Origin of the sequence: Paenibacillus sp. FSL R10-2782 (assembly GCF_038592985.1) — a bacterium.
Lineage (GTDB): Bacteria > Bacillota > Bacilli > Paenibacillales > Paenibacillaceae > Paenibacillus > Paenibacillus terrae_C.
The window spans coordinates 739,321-761,476 of record NZ_CP151951.1 but is presented as its reverse complement, the minus strand read 5'-3'; the positions used below and the strand labels follow the sequence as shown (position 1 = coordinate 761,476).

The 22,156-nt window shown below is 45.7% G+C and carries 22 protein-coding genes and 2 pseudogenes; 9 read left to right on the top strand and 15 right to left on the bottom strand.

Annotated elements, in window-relative coordinates:
- Positions 1 to 39: 39 nt before the first annotated feature.
- Positions 40 to 411: a MerR family transcriptional regulator gene (locus NST83_RS03450; RefSeq protein ID WP_137061526.1), complete on the bottom strand. Its 372-nt coding sequence runs from the start codon at positions 409 to 411 to the stop codon at positions 40 to 42.
- 336 nt (positions 412 to 747) lie between these two features.
- On the opposite strand from NST83_RS03450, the gene NST83_RS03445 reads away from it, so the two are divergent.
- The 3 genes from NST83_RS03445 (at position 748) to NST83_RS03435 (ending at position 3,245) form a co-directional block, all read left to right on the top strand.
- Positions 748 to 1,212 carry an AbrB/MazE/SpoVT family DNA-binding domain-containing protein gene (locus tag NST83_RS03445; RefSeq protein WP_137061525.1) on the top strand — a complete coding sequence of 155 codons (465 nt, stop codon included), beginning with the start codon at positions 748 to 750 and terminating at the stop codon, positions 1,210 to 1,212.
- Between the two features lie 307 nt (positions 1,213 to 1,519).
- A complete protein-coding gene (locus NST83_RS03440) occupies positions 1,520 to 1,822 on the top strand; it encodes a metalloregulator ArsR/SmtB family transcription factor (protein ID WP_342416575.1) in 303 nt (100 codons plus the stop codon).
- Positions 1,823 to 1,853: 31 nt separating this feature from the next.
- A complete protein-coding gene (locus tag NST83_RS03435) occupies positions 1,854 to 3,245 on the top strand; it encodes an aldehyde dehydrogenase (protein ID WP_342416574.1) in 1,392 nt (463 codons plus the stop codon).
- An 89-nt stretch (positions 3,246 to 3,334) separates the two neighbouring features.
- Here NST83_RS03435 and NST83_RS03430 read toward each other — a convergent pair whose 3' ends face one another.
- From NST83_RS03430 to NST83_RS03405, 6 genes and pseudogenes are all read right to left on the bottom strand, one after another.
- Positions 3,335 to 3,763, bottom strand: coding sequence for a universal stress protein (locus NST83_RS03430; RefSeq protein ID WP_137061523.1), 429 nt, complete (start codon positions 3,761 to 3,763; stop codon positions 3,335 to 3,337).
- Positions 3,764 to 3,790: 27 nt separating this feature from the next.
- Positions 3,791 to 5,020 carry an MFS transporter gene (locus NST83_RS03425; protein WP_342416573.1) on the bottom strand — a complete coding sequence of 410 codons (1,230 nt, stop codon included), beginning with the start codon at positions 5,018 to 5,020 and terminating at the stop codon, positions 3,791 to 3,793.
- Between the two features lie 41 nt (positions 5,021 to 5,061).
- Positions 5,062 to 5,516: pseudogene (locus NST83_RS03420) on the bottom strand (MerR family transcriptional regulator).
- Between the two features lie 340 nt (positions 5,517 to 5,856).
- The gene (locus tag NST83_RS03415) at positions 5,857 to 5,958 is read right to left on the bottom strand and encodes a hypothetical protein (protein ID WP_014599460.1); all 102 of its coding nucleotides are present in this window, start codon (positions 5,956 to 5,958) and stop codon (positions 5,857 to 5,859) included.
- 114 nt (positions 5,959 to 6,072) lie between these two features.
- Positions 6,073 to 6,657 (bottom strand): TetR/AcrR family transcriptional regulator, encoded by a 585-nt coding sequence (locus tag NST83_RS03410; protein ID WP_342417862.1) that lies wholly within the window; start codon positions 6,655 to 6,657, stop codon positions 6,073 to 6,075.
- Positions 6,658 to 6,858: 201 nt separating this feature from the next.
- Positions 6,859 to 7,470: a pyridoxamine 5'-phosphate oxidase family protein gene (locus NST83_RS03405; protein WP_342416572.1), complete on the bottom strand. Its 612-nt coding sequence runs from the start codon at positions 7,468 to 7,470 to the stop codon at positions 6,859 to 6,861.
- A 115-nt stretch (positions 7,471 to 7,585) separates the two neighbouring features.
- On the opposite strand from NST83_RS03405, the gene NST83_RS03400 reads away from it, so the two are divergent.
- Positions 7,586 to 9,091 carry a PLP-dependent aminotransferase family protein gene (locus tag NST83_RS03400; RefSeq protein WP_342416571.1) on the top strand — a complete coding sequence of 502 codons (1,506 nt, stop codon included), beginning with the start codon at positions 7,586 to 7,588 and terminating at the stop codon, positions 9,089 to 9,091.
- 14 nt (positions 9,092 to 9,105) lie between these two features.
- On the opposite strand, the gene NST83_RS03395 is transcribed toward NST83_RS03400, so the two are convergent.
- Together NST83_RS03395 and NST83_RS03390 are read right to left on the bottom strand one after the other, a co-directional pair.
- Positions 9,106 to 9,711 (bottom strand): pentapeptide repeat-containing protein, encoded by a 606-nt coding sequence (locus NST83_RS03395; protein WP_137061518.1) that lies wholly within the window; start codon positions 9,709 to 9,711, stop codon positions 9,106 to 9,108.
- Between the two features lie 12 nt (positions 9,712 to 9,723).
- A complete protein-coding gene (locus tag NST83_RS03390; RefSeq protein ID WP_342416570.1) occupies positions 9,724 to 10,362 on the bottom strand; it encodes a pentapeptide repeat-containing protein in 639 nt (212 codons plus the stop codon).
- 54 nt (positions 10,363 to 10,416) lie between these two features.
- Here NST83_RS03390 and NST83_RS03385 point away from each other — a divergent pair.
- Positions 10,417 to 10,838: pseudogene (locus NST83_RS03385) on the top strand (hypothetical protein); the annotation flags it as partial.
- A gap of 256 nt (positions 10,839 to 11,094) precedes the next feature.
- On the opposite strand, the gene NST83_RS03380 reads toward NST83_RS03385, so the two are convergent.
- On the bottom strand, positions 11,095 to 12,141 hold the full coding sequence (locus NST83_RS03380; protein WP_342416569.1) for a hypothetical protein: 1,047 nt from the start codon (positions 12,139 to 12,141) through the stop codon (positions 11,095 to 11,097).
- 264 nt (positions 12,142 to 12,405) lie between these two features.
- Between NST83_RS03380 and NST83_RS03375 the strand changes: the two genes are divergently transcribed.
- The 4 genes from NST83_RS03375 to NST83_RS03360 all read left to right on the top strand — a co-directional run bounded on the left by NST83_RS03375 (position 12,406) and on the right by NST83_RS03360 (position 15,960).
- Positions 12,406 to 13,788 (top strand): helix-turn-helix transcriptional regulator, encoded by a 1,383-nt coding sequence (locus NST83_RS03375; RefSeq protein WP_342416568.1) that lies wholly within the window; start codon positions 12,406 to 12,408, stop codon positions 13,786 to 13,788.
- A gap of 272 nt (positions 13,789 to 14,060) precedes the next feature.
- Positions 14,061 to 14,240 carry an aspartyl-phosphate phosphatase Spo0E family protein gene (locus tag NST83_RS03370; protein ID WP_342416567.1) on the top strand — a complete coding sequence of 60 codons (180 nt, stop codon included), beginning with the start codon at positions 14,061 to 14,063 and terminating at the stop codon, positions 14,238 to 14,240.
- A 979-nt stretch (positions 14,241 to 15,219) separates the two neighbouring features.
- Entirely contained in the window at positions 15,220 to 15,615 is a 396-nt protein-coding gene (locus NST83_RS03365) for a hypothetical protein (RefSeq protein ID WP_342416566.1), read from the top strand.
- A 93-nt stretch (positions 15,616 to 15,708) separates the two neighbouring features.
- Positions 15,709 to 15,960, top strand: coding sequence for a hypothetical protein (locus NST83_RS03360; RefSeq protein WP_342416565.1), 252 nt, complete (start codon positions 15,709 to 15,711; stop codon positions 15,958 to 15,960).
- A gap of 43 nt (positions 15,961 to 16,003) precedes the next feature.
- On the opposite strand, the gene NST83_RS03355 is transcribed toward NST83_RS03360, so the two are convergent.
- The 5 genes from NST83_RS03355 to NST83_RS03335 form a co-directional block, all read right to left on the bottom strand.
- Entirely contained in the window at positions 16,004 to 16,831 is an 828-nt protein-coding gene (locus tag NST83_RS03355; protein ID WP_137061508.1) for a carbohydrate ABC transporter permease, read from the bottom strand.
- Complete coding sequence (locus NST83_RS03350; RefSeq protein ID WP_137061507.1) at positions 16,828 to 17,712, bottom strand: sugar ABC transporter permease; 885 nt, start codon at positions 17,710 to 17,712, stop codon at positions 16,828 to 16,830. Before NST83_RS03350 ends, NST83_RS03355 begins: the two co-directional genes overlap by 4 nt.
- A 38-nt stretch (positions 17,713 to 17,750) precedes the next feature.
- Positions 17,751 to 19,031, bottom strand: coding sequence for an extracellular solute-binding protein (locus tag NST83_RS03345; protein ID WP_137061506.1), 1,281 nt, complete (start codon positions 19,029 to 19,031; stop codon positions 17,751 to 17,753).
- A 173-nt stretch (positions 19,032 to 19,204) separates the two neighbouring features.
- A complete protein-coding gene (locus NST83_RS03340) occupies positions 19,205 to 20,275 on the bottom strand; it encodes a response regulator (RefSeq protein ID WP_342416564.1) in 1,071 nt (356 codons plus the stop codon).
- Positions 20,272 to 22,068, bottom strand: coding sequence for a histidine kinase (locus NST83_RS03335; RefSeq protein WP_342416563.1), 1,797 nt, complete (start codon positions 22,066 to 22,068; stop codon positions 20,272 to 20,274). Before NST83_RS03335 ends, NST83_RS03340 begins: the two co-directional genes overlap by 4 nt.
- Positions 22,069 to 22,156 lie beyond the last annotated feature (88 nt).

Genomic DNA, 22,156 nt, shown 5'->3' with positions numbered 1-22,156 from the left:
AACGGCTTTGGCTTTTTTACCTTTGCAGCAAATGCTTGGTTAAGAGAAGTTTTTCCCCATAACCACATGATCATAGTAAGCGATCTTCTGAATGATTTTCTCCAAATTGTGTTGTGTTTGGGCCATATGTTCTTCTACCTTTTTCTTATGAGCTACGAGAAGATCTCTTCTTTCATGAACGGCGGCTTCGCCTTTCGCATTAAGCTCAAGGTATGCCTTAATCTCTTCAATCGTCATCCCCGTATCTTTCATAGCCATAACAAACCTGATCCAGTCAATTTGTTTTTCCGTATATACTCTTCTCCCGCCTTCATCCCGCCCCACTTCAGGTAATATCCCCTCTTTTTCATAATAACGAAGTGTAGATGCAGGCAGTCCGCTCTTGATTTGAACTTCTCTGATGGAGTACATGTTCATTCCCCTCCTCGTTTTTGTTGCAGTTCTTAAAGTTAGCTTTAACTATAAGTATAGGTTTTCATAGAATAGAGTGCAAAGTATTGAGAAATATACTAAAAAGAGCGAGTAGCCCACGAAGGTTTCTCGCCCCAGAATCATAGATTGATTGAGTACAAGACGCAAGCTGTGCTAAAATTATCGTTTTTTCTACAAAAAAAGTATACCATTTTATAGAATTTTTTTGTATACTTTTCAATAGTTTACTTAATATATACTATTGCTTCTCTAAGCCTATTCTTTTTTCTCCCCTTTATTTAGTATTATAAGGATATAAAAAAAGGAGGTTATCATTTGAAAAATACAGGTATGACACGTCCCTTAGATTCGTTAGGTCGTATCGTCATTCCCAAAGAGATGCGAATTTCAATGGATTACAAGATGGGTGATCCTGTTGAGATTTTCGCTGATGAGGAAACGGGTACTCTCGCCTTACGAAAATATACCGGGGTGACGTGTAAAATGTGTGGTTCGGCGGAGCAATTGACTTATTTTAGAGACAGCTTTATTTGTGGGGAATGTATTCGTGATTTGAAAAATGGTACGGATTTCAGCCCTATCACCAGGCCGTCCAAATCGACTTTCTCCAGCAGGGAAAGGCCATTGAAGCAATCCAAACGTTTGCGTCGATCAACGCAACAGATGATCGAAAGCCTAAAAGAATTGATGCAAAAACAACCCAATGCAGCACAGCACGAATATGCAAAGATACTTGACGTTTCCCAAGCCCGAATATCCCAGCTCAAAAAAATGCTATAACTACAGCTTGCTATCCTACATAGGTATACTTCACAAATGTCTTCATGTACAGATGCTTTTGAACCATGATACGCAGCATCATAGCTAACCGACAAAAAACAATGGATGACCAGGGCGAGAATTTCATACTAGGCATAAAGAACTACTGGTTGATATTCAGGCGAAATAACCTGTATCCGGTGGTTCTTTGTATCTAGTGTTATTTTGTATGCTATTCTTTTTGCTCGACTTGAATACTCATATCAAAAAGACTATACTCCTTCCATTAGGTTTAAATGGTTAAACATTTAAGGGGGATACTATAAATATGGGAAAACAAGCAATCGAGCTGCTTCGAGCATGCATTCCTACTTTTCAGACTTTAAGCGAACCGCACCGTCAGGATATTTTGCTCTTACTTTCAGAGAATGGCAAGATGACCGTCAACGCTATTACGGAGCATTTGGTTTTGTCACGGCCTGCCGTTTCCCACCATTTGAAGCTTCTGAAGAATGCGGGAGTCGTCCAACTGGAACAACGAGGCACGGAGCACCATTATTTTTTAGCCTTGGATCATTCGATACAGCTATTGAAAAACCTAGTCACAACGCTGGAACGGAACTGCCTTTAATAAAAGGCTGAATAGGAGGGATATGTACTTTATGGAGCAGCTAACATCAGAGCAGGTCAGCCACATTTTACAGCAGCATCGTCAATTTTTTCACAGTGGGCAAACCCGTAGTGTTGAGTTTCGGCTGGAGCAGTTACGAAAGCTGGCCCATGCCATCCAACGTTATGAGCAACCGATTATGTCCGCCTTGTTTCAGGATTTACGCAAAAATGAATTTGAAGCCTATACCACCGAAATCGGCTTTACTCTGGACAGTATTCGATATATGACAAAGCACCTCAAGAAGTGGATGAAGCCCCAAAGGGTAAAAACACCTATTTATCACCCTCTAACCAGAAGCTATGTGTACAAGGAACCTTACGGAACAGTACTGATTGTCGGTCCGTTTAACTATCCATTTCAATTGTTAATTGAGCCGCTCATTGGTGCCATTGCCGGAGGGAACGGAGTCGTTCTGAAGCCATCCGAAAATACGCCTGCTGTTGCCGCTGTCATCAGGAAGCTGATACATGAAACCTTTGATGAGTCTTATATTCGGATGATTGAAGGCGAAAAGGAAGTCACATCCGCGTTGATTCATGCTCCATTTGACTATATTTTCTTTACGGGGAGCGTGGGGGTTGGCAAAATTGTCATGGAGGCGGCGTCCAAAAATCTAGTGCCTGTCACTCTGGAGCTTGGAGGAAAAAGTCCGGTCATTGTAGAGCGATCTGCAAAGATCGAGATGGCCGCCAAGCGTATTATTTGGGGAAAGATGATGAATACGGGTCAGACCTGCATTGCCCCCGATTATGTGCTTGTCCATAAAGAGGTTAAGAAAGAGCTATTGGAGCAGATGAAGGCAGCAATTACAAGCTTTTATGGTCAGGATGCTCAGCAAAGCAGCGATTACGGCCGTATCGTCAATGAGCGACAGTTTGACCGATTGGCTGCTATGATTGAGCGGGATCGGGAGAATATACGCTTTGGTGGTACAACGCTTCGGGAAGACCTCTATATTGAGCCTACCCTTCTGGAGTCCCGATCCTGGTCAGATGCTGCGATGCAGGATGAAATATTTGGGCCAATCCTGCCGATGCTGGAATTTGAACAGTTGGAAGAGGCTATCCAAACGGTAATGGATCATCCGAAGCCACTGGCACTGTATTTATTTACAGAAGATAAACAGGTTGAACATGAAGTGCTTACCCGCCTGTCCTTTGGAGGTGGATGTGTAAACGATACGGTGTCTCATATCGCTAACCCGCACATTCCCTTCGGAGGCGTTGGAGCAGCCGGTATGGGCGGTTACCATGGAAAATATAGCTTTGATCTCTTCTCCCACACCAAAAGCATCATGAAGAAAAACTCCGAGATCAACAACAAGCTTCTATTCCCACCTTACGGAGATAAACTCAAGTGGGTTCGGAAAGTTTTGCGCTGAATATCCTTACTAAAAAAGCCCGGCTGATCTGGGGAGGTTATACGCATCATGCGTATCTCCTTCCCTTTTCAGACAGGCTTTTTTACCGCTTATTTTACCGTCAGCACAGGGCAGGGCGCATGCTGGATCACATGATGGCTGACGCTTCCCAGGATCATTTCGGAAACCAGCCCTTTGCCCCGTGTTCCCATAATAATCAGATCCACCTGCTCCTGCTCTGCACTTTTGCAAATAACACTCGCCGGGTCACCATGACCCACCAGCACGCGATAAGAAATACCCTCGTCCTTCAAATAATCAGATGCTGGCTCCAATATATGACGTCCTTCCTCCTCAATTCGCTCATCCACATCCACCCCAATCGGAGGTTCATTCATGGATAAAGCCGGATTCACATGCAATACGGTCAGACGCGGTCCACCCTGAAGCTGTTTAGACAGCGCTTTGGCTGTCTCCAACGCCTTCATAGCCTGTTCCGAACCATCGATCGCGACCAGAATATGTTGGTATTCGCTCATACTCTTTTCCCCCTCAGAAGTTCATTCTTAGTGAGCATCAATCTGTATATCCTGCATATGTCGACGACGTACGATCAGCACCACTACACCCAGCAGTACCATCAATGCGCCAAAATAAAATGGAGTTTCCGCCGTATACCACTCGGACAGCTTTCCTGCAAGCCACGGTGAGATCGCCCCACCCAAAAAGCGCATAAAGCTGTAGGCCGCAGATGCTGTGGAGCGCTCCACCGGAGCAGCCTGCATCACAGCCGTGGTGATCAATGTATTGTTAATCCCCAAAAAAATACCAGCCAAGATGACCGCCACAATGACAATCGTCGGTGAGCCTGCGACCGTCCCTATCGCCATGACGCCTAAATCAATGGCAAACAGCGTTAGCATGACACTAATGGAAGATACCACGCTAAAGCGAGCTTGAATCTTCGGTGCTACAAACACCGAGGTAAAGGCAAGCATAATTCCCCAGCCGAAAAAGACATAGCCCAAACCATGCTCGTCCAGATGCATCACATATGGAGAATACGCCATCAGTGTAAAAAATCCGAAGTTATACAACAAAGCCACAACGCCCAGCGTTAGCAAGGCAGGATAAGTGAGTGCTTTGAACGGATCAGCAATCGAGCCGCGCTTTTTAGGCTTTGGAATCGTAGGCAGCATAAATGTAATGAACAAGAATCCCACAACCATCAATGCAGCTACACCGAAGAACGGACCGCGCCAAGAAATGGAGCCTAACTCACCGCCAAGCAGCGGGCCGACCGAAATCCCGAGATCCAGGGCCGCCTCATACAAAATAATCGCTTTGGCCGTTCCCGAAGTGGACAGACCGACAATTGCGGATAGCGCCGTAGCAATAAACAGGGCATTCCCCAGACCCCAGCCTGCCCGGTAGCCCACAATCCCGCCAACCGTATCGGCTGTACCGCCCAACCCGGCAAACACAATAATGAGCAATATTCCGGTCAGCAGCGTCCATTTGACACCCAATCGGCTGGACACTACGCCCGTAATGAGCATAGCCACGCCTGTCACCAGATTATAGCTGGTGAACAACAGTGACACCTGACTCTTGGTGGCATGAAGCTGATCGGCGATTGCCGGGAGGATAGGATCGACTAATCCCAGTCCCATAAATGAAATAACACAGGCAAAAGCAACCGCCCATACCGCCTTGGGCTGAGAGAGCAAGCCTGCCTGTTTTTTTAACTCATCAGGTAACTTTAACTCCTCAGGTAATGCGTGTTGTGAACTCATAATATGATGTAACCTCCAAATCTAAATGTAGAATGCTCCTCTTATGACGGGGCGCTGCCAAGTTCCTTATCTAGCAGAATTTTTCGCTCACGAACCCTGACCCGCAATTCCTCCAGCTCGGTCTGGAGCATACGGATGCTGTTGATTTTTCCCTCCATCAACTCCAACTGTTCGTTCAGTGCTGCTTCCATATCCTCCAACATGTCCCGGCGCTCAGCAGGAAGCAGGTTATCCGTTCGCTCACGGTATTCCTCCCGCTGACCCTTTAGTATTTCCGCTGCGGATATGTAACGCTGAAGCTCTTGCAAGGAGAAGCCAAGCACCTCCTTGGCACTCACTATTTTTTTAGTAAATCCACATCCTCCTGCGTATACAGCCGCATATTCCCTTCGCTGCGCTGCGGGGAGGGCAACAGACCGATTTCCTCATAATAACGAATGGTTCGCTTGGTCAAACCGCATTGCTTGGCAACCTCGTCAATTTTATACGTAAGCATGACACCCTACTTATGAAAAAATTTACATATAAACACTACACCTATATAACGTTAACGTCAACGTTAACTTCAAAAAAAAGAAACCGCCCCTATTGGAGACGGTTCCTGTTCCGGCTTGCATTACCATAGGGCCGAAGCATCGGCGCTCAAGCCCATGATATAGAATTTAGATGAAAATAGTGCGAGTAATGATAACCAACAATATGAAGAGTACCAGAATCACACCAGTGGAAGTCCAAACACCGTAGCCACAACCTCTTTCTACTTCACCCATTTCAACTTCCTCCTCTCTTCGTTGATTACAAACAAATCGCTCGAATGCTGATTGTTTAGCAACGAATTAGATCACGAATGCTTTAGAAATGATAACGAGCAAAATGAAAAGTACCAGAATCGCTCCTGTAGATGTGAAAGCTCCATAACCAGCGCCTACTCCAGACATGCTGATTCCTCCCTTCATGGTTTACAAAAGCATCTTATGCGTATGATGCCAGCCATGATAGGTACAGATGCCGCTCCTCACGCCCAAATGTAGGTCTTTTAAGCATTGGCTCCCCTATCCTTCATGTGTCAGCAAGCCGTGATAGAGCAGGTTTCGTGTCTGCTTGGCAAGTACGGATGGACTTTCGCGTCCAGTCAGTAATTGGGTTAACGTCAACCGTTCAATCAAGCCAACGACGCATTCCGCAGTCAGCTCCGGGTCCAACTCCTCACGGTAAGAGCCACGACGTTGTGCAGCAAGTAGATTTTTTTTAATATGACCTGCCATTTCTGCCTTGATACGCACCGAGTCTGCCGCTTGGTAAAATCCGACACGGGTTATCGCCGGATTATTGGATAACATACGAAATACGGATTCCAGAAACACTTGTCCCCGGCTCAACATTTCAGCTTGGCTTTGCTCCGGCTCCACCTCCATACATTGGACCGTCTCATTCACCAACAAACGGAAGCTCTCGACAAGCTCCTCATACATCTGTTCCTTACTCTCAAAATGAATATAAAAATCCGGCTGCGTCAATCCTGCACGCGCCGCAATCGAGCTTACCTTTGTCTGATAAAAACCGGTCTGAGCGAACTCCTCAGCCCCTGCCTCCAGTAACAACCGTCGACCTTCCCGACTTCTGATTCCTGTTCTCATCACGATTTTGCCCCCTTACTACACAAATCTATCGTATTATAAAGTCCCTTTGCAGTAAGAACAACGGGCTTGAGGATGATATACGCCTGTCCTTCAAAAGACCTAATACAGAAGAAATGAAGGTTTTGAAATCTAAGGGCATCTTCCTCAAGGTATAATTAACCAATTAGACCGTGAGTGAGCAGGAATAATTACACTGGATTAGAGGTGAGGACAATATTTGCGCATCATTTCAATGGTTGCCAGATCATCATCCAGCCCACGGTTTTGCAAACCGTCGATAATCTGTTGACGTTCCTGATCTTTAACGTTCTGCCCGAATTTGAATTTGGCAGTCCACTCATCCGGTACAATCTTGATCAGCGCGACTCCTTTCAGACGTGAAGCATACCGGGGATCGCTGGCATCAATAGCATCATAGCCGCCTTCCGGTTGCAGCTTACTCATAAAAATGGAAAATGCCGACGCCTTTTCTTCCAGCTCCACTACCTGCTCCGCATGACCACGCACGGTAATACTTTTAAAAAATGAAGTCGCCGGACATGCCATATGTTCATCCGTAAAATAAGACGGAATGAGTGCATACTCTTTGGCAGCGGAAAAAGTGACCCGGTTGTCATCCTTCATCCGTTCCATCTTCTCTCCGACACGACTGCCATGAATATAAAAAACACCGTTTCCATAAGCAAAATTCAAGGGTACAACACGAGGGAACCCGTCCTCGCTATTCATGCCCAGAAATCCGAAGCTGACCTCGCTCAGAAATTGCTCAATTTCCTCTTCTTCTGCCACCGTAAATTCTTTTCTTCTCATGGCTCATGCTCCTTTCGTCTATTGACCAGCGATACATTTCAGATTATGTTGAAAATGGATCAATGAATAGATCCAATATGATTGAAAATGAGTAGTCCAATGGAAGGAGAAGGTTATGGATATTACGATTGCTTATCAGCGTGCTATTCAAATGTATCATCATAAATACTTGGCATTGTATCATGCCCTTCGGGAAGGAATTCTGAACGGTTCACTTGCCAGCGATACGCGCCTGCCTTCCAGTCGTGATCTGGCTGTGATGTATGGAATTTCGCGGGGCAGTGTTGCAGAAGCCTACGATATGCTGTTGGCAGAAGGATATGTGAAAACGGCGGTAGGCAGAGGTACCTTTGTCATTGAGCAGACAGCGATGCTACCTACCAAATCACCGATCGACAAGCAGAGCCAGCAAGCGCCTTCTGTAAAACAAACAACCCCAGCTCTGTCAGCATGGGGACAACGGATTATACAGATGGAAAGAGAGCCACAGCCTTCTCCTGCTTCTGCTGTGAATGAAGATGAGGCTCAACAACCCCTGATTTCTTTTCAGGCAGGAGAAGTGGTGTTGGAAGGCAGTTCACTGACCGCATGGAAAAGCGCAATGGCTACCGCTGGCAAAGACCTGCAAAAGCTTTCATCTGCCTTGATGACAGCACCTGTGAATGGTGATGTATGGTTGCGCGAAGCAATTTGTCAGCATGTTGGAAGAACACGGGGAATTACGGCCCACCCGGATCAAGTTGTATTATGCAGTGGTTCCATGGAAGTGATCACATTATTATGCCAATTGCTTATTAATGAGCAAGATCCAATTGTACTGGAAAATCCCTGTTACCCCGGTATCCACCGTGCGGTTACTGCATCGGGCGGACAAGTACAAGCCGCTGAGCTGGATCAACAAGGAATTATTCCGCAGGATTGGGATTCCAGATTACTGTTTGTTACACCGGGACGACAGTTTCCAACCGGAGCTGTATTGCCATTAGCACGACGTCAACACATTTTGCAGTGGGCGGTATCCAGAGGCGCGTGGATTATCGAAGATGATTATGACAGCGAATTCCGTTGGGCAGGACGACCGATTGAACCGCTGAAAGCACTGGATCGCAGGGATTGTGTAATCTATGTCAGTTCCTTTTCCAAAAGCATGTTCAGTAGTCTTCGATTGGGCTACGCTATTCTGCCCGCTGCACTGGCCCAAGCGCTGACAGCCGCCAAACGGTTATATGCCCCGCTGCCTGCTGCCCGTCTGGAGCAACGCGCACTGGCACGCTTTATGATGCGCGGAGACTATGTTCGCCATCTTCGCCGGATGACCCGGATGTACAGATCACGTTACGACGTGTTCCAGCGTGAAATGCAGCAGTTGAGTGGACTTTTTCACTGGCATCAGACCGATTGCGGCCTGCATGCCTACGCCATCTGGAAGCATGAGCCTGCTCAGTATCACCATTTGATGCAGGCAGCACGGTCTTTTGGAGTCACATGGCGTGATGCAGCCGATTACCAACTGACACCAGGCCCCCCATCCGCCTGTTTTATTTTTGCCCATTTAACGGAGTACCAAATCATTGAAGGTATTAACCGCCTGCGCCAGACCTGGGATAGGATCAAAGAATGAGTGGAACCTCCGCCTCAATCGACCTTCGCACCATACGAGCGCAAGAACGATAGAGCTTGATCCCGATCCATCCGTGCACCTTTGACAACAAATGCTTTAAAATCGACTCCATCCATATTAGCACCACGTAAATCGGCTCCCTGTAGCTTGGCATGAGCTAAAATAGCTCTGGTCAGATCGCAATCTCTGAGGTCTGCCTTCTGCAGATTGGCATCTGAGAGATCCGCTTCATAAAAGCGTACTCCTCTCAAATCCTGCTTTTCCAGCCGGGCCTGCCGCAAATTGGTATACGACCAATCCCCCTGAACGAGCGTAATACCATCTATTTTTGCTTTCGAAAAGTCTGACCCCGTCATTTTACAATTGCTGAATTTGGAGACGAACAGGTTGGCTTCAATAAAGCTGCAATTTATAAAAGCCGATTCAGTATGAATGGAACCGTTCAACAACGCCCCTTGAAAATCACATTCGATAAAACGACATTCGCTGGTCATGATTTCCTCCAGCGAACCGTTCGTAAACGTACAACGTTCAAAGGTGCACCGAATAAGTTCACCCTCCCTTAAATCTTTCCCGCTATAATCAATGCCCTCATATTGCTGCTCCTGATACTGAAACAACATTAGCCCCCCTTATTTAATGACTAGCCCTAACAATCCCACAAAAGACGAGGCCTGATGCGGTGAGATCATGCACCCGTCCAGGTCTTCGATATCCACCTGTAGTCCATCGAATTCGCAATCGCTCAGATCAACCCCCTTGAGCTTGGAACCCGACAGCATAGCCTGATCCATATTGCAACGGGTAAAAAAGATTTTTTGTAGCGTCATGTGATAAAGGTCCGCGCTAATCAAGGAGCAATCCTCAAAACCAACCTGTTTCAAATTGGCAAAGCGAAACAGCGAATAATCTCCTAAGCAATCCACAAAACGAACATTTTGGAGTCTGCTTCTGGAGAAGTCTGTTCCGAGCAGCTTGCAATTTCTGAACTCAACCCGGTGAATAAAGGAACCCGAAAAGTTAATATTGGACAGGTCGCATTTATCGAAAATAACATCTGTCCATTCACTTTCCGGCAATGACGATTCCATAATCGTTACATTTTTAAAAATCATCTTCTCCAACGAAACCCTGGTAGCTTCTACATTATCCATAGTCATATCCTCTACAGAGCCCATGTTAAACTCATCCTTGGACCGTAAGGAGTACATTTCATCGGTTAATACAGGTAAGTCTGAAGGAATTTTCGGCAACTGTATCTTAATTTCCATAGCGATCTCCACCTTCTGAATGCTTATTCCGGCATATGTCCAGTTTATATGATGATGCGACGCAGTAACAATGGCTTTATACAGGCAGTACAGCTATCGAATAATGAATTCTCCATCTCGGTCGGAGATTACGGGGATATCTCTTCCTTACGTCTGGTAGGAGACACATTCAATACGAACTATGTCATGAACAGCTCCAACGCACCCAAACAAAATACGGCAGATGAAAGTAACGAGCACTTCCTATCAAATGCTGGAAATCGGAGATTGGGGACTGCCGCTGCCGTTTAACGAGTATTGGTCTGGCGGCATCGGGCCTTATCTACTGCTTGTCCCTGATTCCTCTACAGGCGCAGGTCTTGAATATCAGGACCTGCGGAGAGTCGAGGAGCACCAACCGTGGCTATCTTTCCAACACCAGTCTGTCGCTGGCTCCAGGCGAAAGCAAAACGTATGCCTTTAAATTTTACAAGGTTGCCAGCTCGTATGCCGAAGGGACAGATTAAACGGATGTAATTATTTTATGCCATGAACTGTTTAACTTATGAATGATTTGTGCCGTGAATGATTTGCATCGTGAATCATTCACGCTATATAAGCCGATCTTAAAGGTTACCAATATTGCCACTGCGCAGATGGATGGTGCTTCCGAAGCTAGCCTTCCTATGGAAAGCTTTTAAAGCGACCGCTTCACCGGAGTGATTAGCGGCAGCTTTTCCATCTGTAGGGCGTTTAACTCCGTTTAATCCGTGTTGTTCTTGGCTGTAAGCGTGCCAATTCCTTGCTGGTGAGCTGTCTTGTATAAGAGCGTGGAGATGATCCTGTATCTACTCTGCGCACCTGGCCTGCCCCGACGGGGCGGGCTACCCGTGTGTTAAACGCCTGCATGAACCACTGCACCGGGAAGGCAATGGACATACGACCATCTGCCGTGCCTGCAAAATTGACCGCAGCCGCATAATTATCCGACCGTCTGAGCCAGACAGAGCCGGAATCCCCGGGCAGCGATACAGGAGTGGTACCTCTAATGACAGTCTGATCCTGGAAGGTCAGCAGCCCCAAGCTTCCGCCGTAATTAATTTGTAGATCCGTATAGACGGACTCTACCGTACCTTTCACCAATCCGGTCGTACGCCCCACCTTTTTGAATTTTTCTCCCACACGATAAGCGGTCACATGCCCCGGAACAACTCCTACCGTAGCGTAACGCGGACTGAGCAAGCTGTTGCGGGTCGGCAAGGAAAGCGCCGCATCAATGAAATTGGTTCCCTTTGGGTTCAGGCGTATATACCGATATAAACGCCCTATACGATCTCGGGTAGCCGTCCCCCCATCGGCTCCGCCTGGCTGAAGCGAGGCCTCCCGGTTATCTGTATTGGACGGGTTGAGTACATGGTTATTGCTGAAAAGATAGCGGGTAGCCGGCGCTCCAGTTGGGGCAACGATGAGTCCGGTTGTACCGGAGCCTTCAATCGTCCCGACACTGTAGCCGGCGATGACCGGGCGTATACGCGTCATGTAGTCCGCAGCATGGGCTTTCATCTTTCCAGACCTTACAATTCGGACAGGAACTCTCGTTTGCTTGCCTAGTGCAGTAGCCGTCAGAAGTCCTGTAGAGGCTGTGGCAAGCCGATCTGTATACACAATGACAGCGGCCCCTCTTTTGGGACGAGCAGGGTCCCTATACCCAACGCCGATGCCGTGGACACCGGACATTTTTAAAACTTGCTTGGCCATCCGCTTTTTCACTTGAAGGGCGGCCGAGAAGGTAGCCAACATAATCATCCCCTTTTACATTCAGATGAAATATTGTATGGCTAAGGCCGCTCCGCGTTCCATTTGATCTTACGATCGCTGTTGCAGCGGGATTCTTGTGATTAGGTAAAGCATTAAAGGTAAGAATCCCGTATTGAAATGTATATGAAAACATCCCAAAAGATGGTATACTCATTTCCGAAATTGACATTTTATCATTTGATTCTGATGTTTCTATTTTAAATAGGTTGATATCCTAATAAGTTTCCTTTAAAGGGGTGGTTTATTTTGTCCCATACAACCACGATACTCGCAGAATTGATCAAGTACATGACCGAACATGATTTAAACATTAGCGATCTGGCTAGAAAAGCAAAGATGAATCCCGGCACAGTTAGCAGCCTCATTAATGGAAACCGTAAGTTCTCAGTCTATCAGCTAGACCGAATTACAGAAGCGATGGGGCATCCCGTTGGTTATTATTATGAACGTTATATCCCCGAATGTTTGGCTGATGCTAGTCCCAACTGGCGTAGAATGAGTCCATTTTTGGAAAATTGTGCAAAATTAAACAAGTTGGATTGCATTCATCAAGTCGTGAATATGCTATTGGATAAGTTGGGCTATGCCGATCCTTTATTCCAACTTGCCGAGCAGCTTTTCCAAGAAAAACTGTATGAAGCAGCGGCCATACTTTATGAGAATGTTGCTCTAAGTGAAAATAAGCAGCACTCGGAGCGCTTGGCTATATGTCAGTACCGCCTGTTTCAGAGCAGGCAAGGAGATGACCAAGAGAGAAGTTATGAAGCTGCTGTACAGTTTGAGACTTATGTTAATCGTCTTGATGAAATTGACCAGTTAGATGCGTTAAAGGATTTGGTTAACACATATCGCACATTGCGCAAGTGGGAGAAGGTAGATAAGTTCGCTATAGCATTAAGAAATTTGGCCGAAGTACAAATGAAATCGGAACGTAAACACCAAAATGTAGATGAAGATATCTTAAAGAATCAGGGTTCACCTCCTACGTTTGCTTACTGGGCATTCTCACATTTACTTCAAGCCGAGGTTTGTTACGTTAAAAAAGACTATGAACAGGCTCTTAAGCATAATTACGCTTACTCTGATCTTAGCTGGGTAAAGGAAACAGATGAAAGCTCCTTGAGGTGGAAGCATCAGTATGAAACGTGGGCAAAAGCTAATATTTATGTCAATAAGCTGATGTCCGGCGAAGTAAGCGTAATTCCTGATTACATTGCTTATTTCTCTTCGAAAAAAGAAGAGATACTTCCCGGATTAGATAACATCATTGATGCAGCTAACCAATACACTATAAATGTAGATGATATACTTATGCAGTTTGAACCAGAGATATTATCACTTCTGGAGGAGCAAGAAAGTGGTGGCGTTTACAATCAACAATTTATCACAGAACGCTTAACTCATTTCACGAAACAGTTAGCTGTTTACTATTTGCATAAGAATGTGTTTTCAAAAGGTTTTAGATTTTTGTTAAGCTGTTTGGAAAAATCTACTGCAATTAATAATAAGTCATATATACTTGAATGTGTGAAACTGTTTGAGTCTTTTAGAGAGAATGCATCATCTGAGACACAAGCAGCCTACCGAAATCTGATTAGTGAGGTGCAGGTGGATGTACATGAAGAGTAAAATGGCTTTGATCTTATTGGTGACTAGCTTTCTATTATTGACGATAGTGATTCCCCCCTTCCCATACCAAGGTAATGGGAATAATTATGAGCCGACAGGAAACCATGGGGGCATGTGAAGAATCTTTAGTATTAAATAAATATTTGATTTCGAGACCTGCTTATAGGAGCAGGTCTTTTTTTGATTTAAACAAAAAAATATACCAAACTATTATTTATTGTAAGTTCATACATACTTCCCTAAACTGAAAATATGAAAAGGAGGGATATATTATGATAAGAGACGACATTTTGCGTCAACGGTTGGAGGAAGATCGGCAAAAACTCTATGATTTGCAAGCAAAATACGGATTCGCTCACGCCAGTGTACTAAAACAATCTATGATCCTGGACGAACTCATAAATCAATATAACCGCCATTTTTATGTAAGAGAAAAAAATCCGATTGCTTAAATATAACCGATTGGGCGGGAAACTTGTGATTAGGCCGCTCATGCAGTTATTTTAACACTTAGTCTTACTTAAGGAGATCTATTTCAATCGTCTTACTTTTAAGGAAAGAGACATAAGTTGGTGAGATCTTTAATAGCTGCGCGTAGGTTTTCATGGAAGCACCAGGATATTGTTTCATGAGGCTTAGCAGGAGCTTAACCATTTGTGCATCGGTTAAATTTTGAATATCTCCTGATGTAGAAAGTAGCTGACTTTCAGCGATTGGGTTACCCTTTGAGGCCATTTGCACAGTAGATACATACATAAGATTTTTTGAAGCAAATGAGTTGTTTGTTTCCTCCGCATAGGAGACATGATTCACTTTCTAATCTACGCATAACAATAGCGCTTTCAGTTATGAAAAACTCCATTTCTGTGTTCTTGTTGATACCCAATCGATTTCTTATTTCCACTGGGATTACAACTCTCCCTAAGCTATCTAAATCTCTTTTCATTATCGCATCATTCATTGTATACACCCCTCCAAGACATATGATCCTTATTTTCATAAAGATAGAAATATATGCTTTGAATGAGAGTAATTTTATAAACGAAAGGATAAATATGGTAGTATGGTACCTTAGTATGATTTTACATTTTATTCAAAATAATTATACAAATGATTCCTTATATATGTTACGGTTGTGTTAAGTAATGAAAGAAGTGGTTACCGAAAAGGTCTTTGATAACTACTCTTAAGTTGTTGAATCTGTAAATGAGCAACTTAAAAGTGGCTAACAAAGGGCTCTGGAAGATATAGTTTAGTTATTTTCTTTCAAGGTGCTGGGACAGTATACAGTGAAAGTGTAACTGGCTCTCATTATGTAACAATAAATTAGTTTTTACTGGTGGCTCCTAACACATCTTTAAGGGCCACTAGTATTGTTTGTAGACTTTACTTCATATATTACATAGACAAATAATTTCAAGGAGGTCCTTCATGGAGCATTCATTTTCATCAATATTGACATACAGCATACAAGCCATTGCGATTTTACTAGTTATATTCAATTTTCTAAAGAAAAACGAAAAAAAAGTAGGTTGGGGATCACTTTCACTGCTTTTATCTCTTCTTGGTATGCTTGTTTCTTTTGAATTTGGCAATTACATATTGGGGGATCAGTTGCTTTCCCTTTTAGGATTGCCCGCATGGTCTAACCGTGTTAATAATACTGGGTTTCACTACACCTTTTTTCTATCCATTATTTTCTTTATTCCCAGTTTAATCATTGGATATAAAAATCCTAAAGCATTTGGAGCTGAAATGGGAAAACTGGTTTCTAGTATATATCTAACTCTGATAACAGTTACGCTTTTATTATTAATTATAAACTAACTTCTCGAAGTGAAAGTTGTCTTAACGGAGGATTTTTGTTTTATCACATTAAATCCGAACAATCCTGGGTGGGTAGATCAAGGAGCTGATATTATGTATAATTCATTCACCTCAATATTTTTTGCGGTGTTAACTGCAATCACCCTCATAACGCTGCCAAAATTAGAAGCTAGGGTGAGTAAAAGCACAATGTTGAAGGTGAGAATTTCCATAATAACAACAGTCCTGCTGATCGGAGTCGTGTTGTATATCATTGACCCTCAGTGGTGGATCATTGTAGCCTTTGCAATTTTGTTTGTAACCCTTCCTATCTTTTTATTGAAACGTTGGCGCGAAAAAAGCTGAGTCAGAAAAAAAGCCTTCCTTGTTGATAGGAAGGCTTTCCATTTTATCCCTTAATTGCTCCCTCTGCAATGCCCTCCATGATGAATTTTTGGAAGAACGAATAGATCAGGATAACCGGGATGGAGGTCAGTACAAGTGCAGCCAGAATGAGCGACCATTCCTTGTTATACTCCCCGAACAGCATGTTTGTCGAAAGAATCAGGGTGTAGTGGTTCACATCCGTCAGCATCAACAATGGAAGTAAAAAGTCGTTCCAAATCCACAGGAAATCCAAAATCGCAATCGTGACAGTGATCGGCAGCAGCAAAGGAAATATAATCCGAAAGAACGTTTGGAATTCATTACAGCCATCCATCTGTGCCGATTCCTCCAGCTCACGCGGGATGGATTTGACGAATCCATGGTACAAAAAGATCGCCATATTTACACCCAAGCCGATATAGATCAGCGCCAGGCCATACGTACTGCCTTGGACGGACAAATCCTTTGCCATACGTGTAAGCGGTATCATAATGGAGTGAAACGGTACCAGCATGGATGCGACAAACAGGAAGAAGATCGCACTGCTCATTTTTCCCCGTGTACGAGAGAGCTTGTAGCCCGCCAGCGCCGAACAGATCACGATGCCGCCTATTCCAATAAAAGAAATAATTGTGGAATTAAGAGCACTGTTCAGCAAATGGGTCTGGTGAAAAGCCTGACTGTAATTTTCAAAATGAAGCTTCGTCGGCAGCGCCGTAAAGGATGCGAACATCTCACCCTGCGTTTTAAAGGAATTAATTACCGCCATGTAGATCGGGAAGAAGGACACCACAGCGCCCACACAGAGGATCAGAGTAACCAGCAAGGAATTGGCTTTTTTTAGCCTCATGCCTCCACCTCCCTCTTCTTCATTACACGTAGCTGAATTAGCGTGAAGATCAGCACGATGGCGAACAAAATAAGAGATTTGGCACTCGCATAACCATAACGGAAGTTGTTGGAAAACGCCTCCTCATAAATGTTCATCGTAATCACCTGCGTACTGCGCCCCGGCCCCCCGCCAGTCAGTCCATAGACGACCTCGTAGACCTTGAAGGCACCGTTCAGCGTGAGGAAGAAACAGATCGTAATCGCATGGGTAATCATCGGCAGCGTCACACTTCTTAACGTCTGGAACGCGTTCGCCCCGTCAATAATAGCGGCCTCCTTCAAGCTTTGCGGTACACCCTGAAGCGCAGCCAGATAAATGATCATCATATAGCCGACACCATTCCAGAGCGACACAATAATGATGGAAAAGAAAGATACCTTCGGATCGCCCAGCCACGATTGGCCCAAAAAGGCGATAGCTGTCTTTTCGGCAATCTGCGGCAGCACGGAGGAAAACACGAACGTCCACATAAATGCGCTAATAATGGTACTGATCATATTGGGCATAAAAAATATCGTCCGAAAAAATCCTTTGGTGCGCGTACGTGATTCAATCAGCACCGCCAGCACTAGCGCCAGCACATTTTGCAGTACAATCATGACCAGTACATATTTGAGCGTAAACCAGAGTGAATTTAGAAAATCCGGGTCCTCCTTCAGCGCCTCCACAAAGTTTCCCAAGCCGATAAAGCTGTAATTCGGATTCAAACCGTTCCAGTCTGTAAAGCTGTAGTACATGCCGCTGATCGTCGGAATAAGCAGGAAGATGGCGTAAAAGATCAGCGCCGGGGCGGTAAACGCCAGCAGCATCACATATTTTTTATAGATTTTAAAGGGCATGGAGTCTCCCCCTCCTGATGTATTTCTGTAGGTTTCCTTTACTTGTTCACTTTGTTATACGATTTCCATGCCTTATCCAGCGCCTTAATCACGTCATCCTGCGAGAGCTGGCCTGCATAGTAGGATTGCAGCGATTTGCCTGCCTCATCCTTGACCGCTTGCGGAATGGACGGATCTTGATACGACTTGCCTGCTTTCACATATTCGGTAGCGTCATTGACCCAAGGATAGCTTTTGAACGTATGCACTTTAGAGATCGGGTTGAATTTCAATGCTTCATAGAATGCGCTGGAATCCTTATCGTCCAATACATAGTTGACAAAATCGAGCGCAACCTCTTTATTTTTGCTTGTAGAGGATACAGCCAGCGAAGTCGAAGTGGACAGATTGATCAATGTCGCATTCGGATCATCGTTGATCGGGAGTGGGGCTACCCCAAAATCCATCTTCGGATCAGATTTCAAAATCGTTTCCGCAAACCATGGCCCTTGAATCCACATCGCTGCTTTCCCCGCAGCAAAGGCCGCCGAACCGTCATCCCCGCCAATTTCCAGCGCCTTGTCTGTACCGTTGCTGTTCACCAGATCAATAATGTCGAACATACTCTTCATTTCGGAAAATGAGCCTTTGTCCTGATTCATCCGGTCGATAAAATCCTTGTTCTGTGTGTTCATCATCGCACCCGCTGTCAGCGGTACAAACAACTGTGGAATCCAGGATTCCTTGTAGGACAGCAGGAACGGCTTCACATTATTCGCTTTCAGTTTCTCGACCACAGCCTTCATTTCGGTCAGTGTTCCCGGTGGCTTCAAATCCAGGTCCTTAAATATCTTTTTATTGTACAAGTAGCCCCATGAAATCGTTTCCAAAGGAACTGCCACGACCTTGCCGTCTTTCGTCGTCACTGAAGGCTTCACGCTATCCATTAATTTGCTAACAAATGGCTGCCCGGACAAGTCCTCCAAATAGCCCGCTTTATAGAACGGAGGAATTTCATTCACTGCATGCAGAGCGAACACATCCGGCGCATCGTTAGATGCGAGTCTTGTCTTCAAAATTTGTGGGGCATTGTCGGCAGGCGGCATCTCCAGTTGCACCGTAACGTCGATATTTTTATCTTTCTTTTCCTTCGCTACGAATGCATTAATATATTTATCGTAATGCTCCTTCAAACGAGGCTGGGCGATAAACATTTTGAGATTAACCGTTTTACCGTCTCCACCGGAACCGCTGCTGTCACTACCTGAAGAATTCGCTCCACACCCGGCCAACAACGTGCCAACCAGCATTGTGCTCAATACACCTTTCCATAATTTCATGCAAAATGACCTCCCCTATTTTGAAAATAACTGTGACCCACTGGCTGCTAATTCCTTTGTACTGCTTGTTTTGTATACGCTTTCATTATAAAGTGGGAGGTCACTTCTGCCATTGGACATCATTAGCCTGTTGGGTTGGATTTTTTTAAACTACGGCTGTGATCCTCTCTACATCATTGCTCCTTCCTCATTTCACCGGGCGCCATGCCAAAATGCCTTTTAAACACCCGATAGAAATACGATACGTCCTCATATCCCGCCATCTCCGCCACCGCTTTAATCGAAATCTGTTTATCTGTCAGCCACTCGCGCGCTTTTTCCATTCTCCGCTGCACGATATAGTCCGTTACATTTTGACCATACTCCTGCTTGAATACCTTGCTCATATACTCCTTGCTGACAAAAAAGTTTTTCGCCAGTTGCTCCAGTGTAATCGGCTCTGCAAAGTGGCTGTCCATATAGCGCCGAACCTCCTCCAGATTCAGCTTGTTCTTATACTTCCGCTGCCGAATGAGTTGCTCCAGCTCCTGCACATAACATACCGACAGGAACTCCAGCGCACGATCCGCAGAGGATAGCATGTCCTGCGAAAGCGGAAATCCAGCCTTGGCAGTGGGCGTATCCAGCCCGTTGGACGCTGCCAGCTCTTTAAGCTGGGAAAGAAGCTCCTGCACCAGCCTGCCCAGCATATGTGGACTGGATTCCCCGTAGCTCTCCAGTTCCTGCAAAACCTGCTTACATGTCATTTGTACGCCTTCCCGGTTCAGCTCATTAAAATAAAGCCGCAGCAGTTGCTTATACCGGGACAGCTTGTGGAAGAACTCATAGTCCAGCTCCACCGCCTCCTGCTGCTGCTGTTCCGCTTCCTTGGCCTCCAGATCGTCTTTGCATTTAAGCAGCACCGCATTCAGCTCGACGGGATTGACGGGCTTCAGCAAGTAATCGACGGCCTTGTACCGAATGGCATGTTTGGCATACGCGAAGTCGTCATAGCCGCTCACGACAATAATTTTCATATCGGGAAAATGGTGATTCAGCGCTTGCAGCAGCTCCACTCCGTCCGCTCCTGGCATACGCATGTCGGTAATCACAATCTGCGGGGATAATTCCCCGGCGAGCCTGAACGCCTCATCTCCATCCTCTGCTTCGCCAACCACCGACATTCCAAGCCTTTCCCATGCGCCAAATGTCTTTAGAATATCCCGGTTCCACGGCTCATCGTCGACGATTAATACTCGGATCATCCATTTCCCTCCCCTGCTGATATGAATGGAACGCGAATGGTGACACGTGTACCGATTCCCGGCTTACTGTCTATTGTCACCCCGTAATTCACTCCAAAATTCATCCTTATGCGTGAAGCCACATTGCTTAATCCGATATGACTGCCCTGCGCCCAGATCGGCTCCTCTGATGAATTTTCCAGTCGTGCCCTTACTTCTTCCAGCCTGTCGTGAGTCATGCCGCTACCATTATCGCAGACTGTAATGCATAGGTCTTCTTCCATAATCTCTACTCGGATTCCCACCCACCATGCTCCCGCCTTACGGTCCAGTCCGTGCTGAAACGCATTTTCCAGCAATGGCTGAAGCGACAGCTTGGGCAGACGAACATCCAGCACCTGTTCATCCGTCTCCACCTGAAACACCAGTCGTCGCGGAAACCGTCGCTGCTGGATGCGCATATAATGGCCTACATGGTCAATTTCCGCACGTAAAGAGGCCATATCCTGCGGCTCCCGTACCACGTAGCGGAACATCTCACTCAGCGACCGAATGACCTCATACGTGTCCTCCGGCTTTTGAGAAAATACCATGCTACCAATCATTTGCAGCGTATTTTGCAGAAAATGGGGATGAATCTGCGCCTGAAGCGCTTTTAGCTCAGCCGTCTTTTTTTGTAAATTTATACTGTATTCCGTCTGGATATGCTCGCGGATTCGTCCTGCCATGCCATGCAAACTTCTTTCCAGCATTCCAATCTCATCCGGGCGTGTACTGGGTTCTCCAGCAGGTCCCTTGATCATATCCAGTTCCTGCACCGAACGGGCCAAATGAACAATCGGGCGTGCTGTACGCCATGCGATGAAAACAGCAATGCAGATCGAAACCAATATGGAAATCCCGCCTATAATAATCCCGTACAGCATGGTCGAAAAAGCGCTATGGTTAATGGAGGAAGTAGGTACGATTTTGACTAGCCGCAGCCCTACCACATCCAAATCATTATAAAACACATAATTACCAGCAGTCTTGATCATTCCCGGACCCGGCCGAACATCACGCAGTGCTGTTAATACCTCCGCAGGAGGCGACTGGTGGACCTGCGACGGATACATCACCTTTCCATCCGAATCTGTAATAAAAACCTGCTGCTGGTCCCCCTGACCCAGCAAACCCAGCGTCTGATCGAATTGGGACCACAGTACATCCAGCGAAATAGCTCCCGTCTGCTTCCGATCTTCAAAACGCCGAATACTGCGCGTCAGTATAAATCGTTCCGGGTCAGCGTGGCTTGTGCGAATCGAATAATCCTTATTCGCTTTCCACATCTCAGCATACTGAGAGGGTATACCGTTCACCGTCGTAATGTCATTTTGCATACCATTGAAAGTAAACAGCGTTTGCGGCTGCTTCAAATAGAGCTGGATGCCGATCACATGGCTCCCGGCCGAATAATATACATTCGCCAGCGTATTGAGCATTTTCCGCTGTGCATTAAATTGGCTGGAAAGATTGCCCGGCTCACGCTCATTCAAATAATCGCTCAGATCGGGGCTGATCTGAATGCTGTAAATCAGGTGGTTCAGACGATCTAACTGGTCACTGACATAGATTCCCGTCCATTTCATATTGGACATATTCGTCTCCACCACTTCGGTTTCCATCGACGCTCTGCTTTTTTCCGCAGCCAGCACCGTAACGGCGATGACCGGCAACACAGAAAGGACGATCATCGTCAGAATCAGCTTGAGCTGAATGCTGCGTCGATAGGGGGCTGTCAGCGCCCGAAACCAGCGGACTACTCGGGTTGGCATAGTGATGCTCTCCTCTGTTCAGCCATATGCGAAAACGCCCCGCTATACGCAGGGGCGCTCATTTTCCGGGTATTCCCGGCTGGACACA

Excerpts from the sequence above, each read along its gene's own strand:
- NST83_RS03345 (WP_137061506.1), bottom strand. The coding sequence starts at position 19,031 with ATGAAATTATGGAAAGGTGTATTGAGCACAATGCTGGTTGGCACGTTG.
- NST83_RS03350 (WP_137061507.1), bottom strand. The coding sequence starts at position 17,712 with ATGCCCTTTAAAATCTATAAAAAATATGTGATGCTGCTGGCGTTTACC.
- NST83_RS03440 (WP_342416575.1), top strand. The coding sequence starts at position 1,520 with ATGGGAAAACAAGCAATCGAGCTGCTTCGAGCATGCATTCCTACTTTT.
- NST83_RS03430 (WP_137061523.1), bottom strand. The coding sequence starts at position 3,763 with ATGAGCGAATACCAACATATTCTGGTCGCGATCGATGGTTCGGAACAG.
- NST83_RS03415 (WP_014599460.1), bottom strand. The coding sequence starts at position 5,958 with ATGTCTGGAGTAGGCGCTGGTTATGGAGCTTTCACATCTACAGGAGCG.
- NST83_RS03355 (WP_137061508.1), bottom strand. The coding sequence starts at position 16,831 with ATGAGGCTAAAAAAAGCCAATTCCTTGCTGGTTACTCTGATCCTCTGT.
- NST83_RS03335 (WP_342416563.1), bottom strand. The coding sequence starts at position 22,068 with ATGCCAACCCGAGTAGTCCGCTGGTTTCGGGCGCTGACAGCCCCCTAT.
- NST83_RS03400 (WP_342416571.1), top strand. The coding sequence starts at position 7,586 with ATGGATATTACGATTGCTTATCAGCGTGCTATTCAAATGTATCATCAT.
- NST83_RS03365 (WP_342416566.1), top strand. The coding sequence starts at position 15,220 with ATGGAGCATTCATTTTCATCAATATTGACATACAGCATACAAGCCATT.
- NST83_RS03405 (WP_342416572.1), bottom strand. The coding sequence starts at position 7,470 with ATGAGAAGAAAAGAATTTACGGTGGCAGAAGAAGAGGAAATTGAGCAA.
- NST83_RS03340 (WP_342416564.1), bottom strand. The coding sequence starts at position 20,275 with ATGATCCGAGTATTAATCGTCGACGATGAGCCGTGGAACCGGGATATT.
- NST83_RS03410 (WP_342417862.1), bottom strand. The coding sequence starts at position 6,657 with ATGAGAACAGGAATCAGAAGTCGGGAAGGTCGACGGTTGTTACTGGAG.
- NST83_RS03450 (WP_137061526.1), bottom strand. The coding sequence starts at position 411 with ATGTACTCCATCAGAGAAGTTCAAATCAAGAGCGGACTGCCTGCATCT.
- NST83_RS03360 (WP_342416565.1), top strand. The coding sequence starts at position 15,709 with ATGTATAATTCATTCACCTCAATATTTTTTGCGGTGTTAACTGCAATC.
- NST83_RS03425 (WP_342416573.1), bottom strand. The coding sequence starts at position 5,020 with ATGAGTTCACAACACGCATTACCTGAGGAGTTAAAGTTACCTGATGAG.
- NST83_RS03380 (WP_342416569.1), bottom strand. The coding sequence starts at position 12,141 with ATGTTGGCTACCTTCTCGGCCGCCCTTCAAGTGAAAAAGCGGATGGCC.
- NST83_RS03435 (WP_342416574.1), top strand. The coding sequence starts at position 1,854 with ATGGAGCAGCTAACATCAGAGCAGGTCAGCCACATTTTACAGCAGCAT.
- NST83_RS03390 (WP_342416570.1), bottom strand. The coding sequence starts at position 10,362 with ATGGAAATTAAGATACAGTTGCCGAAAATTCCTTCAGACTTACCTGTA.
- NST83_RS03370 (WP_342416567.1), top strand. The coding sequence starts at position 14,061 with ATGATAAGAGACGACATTTTGCGTCAACGGTTGGAGGAAGATCGGCAA.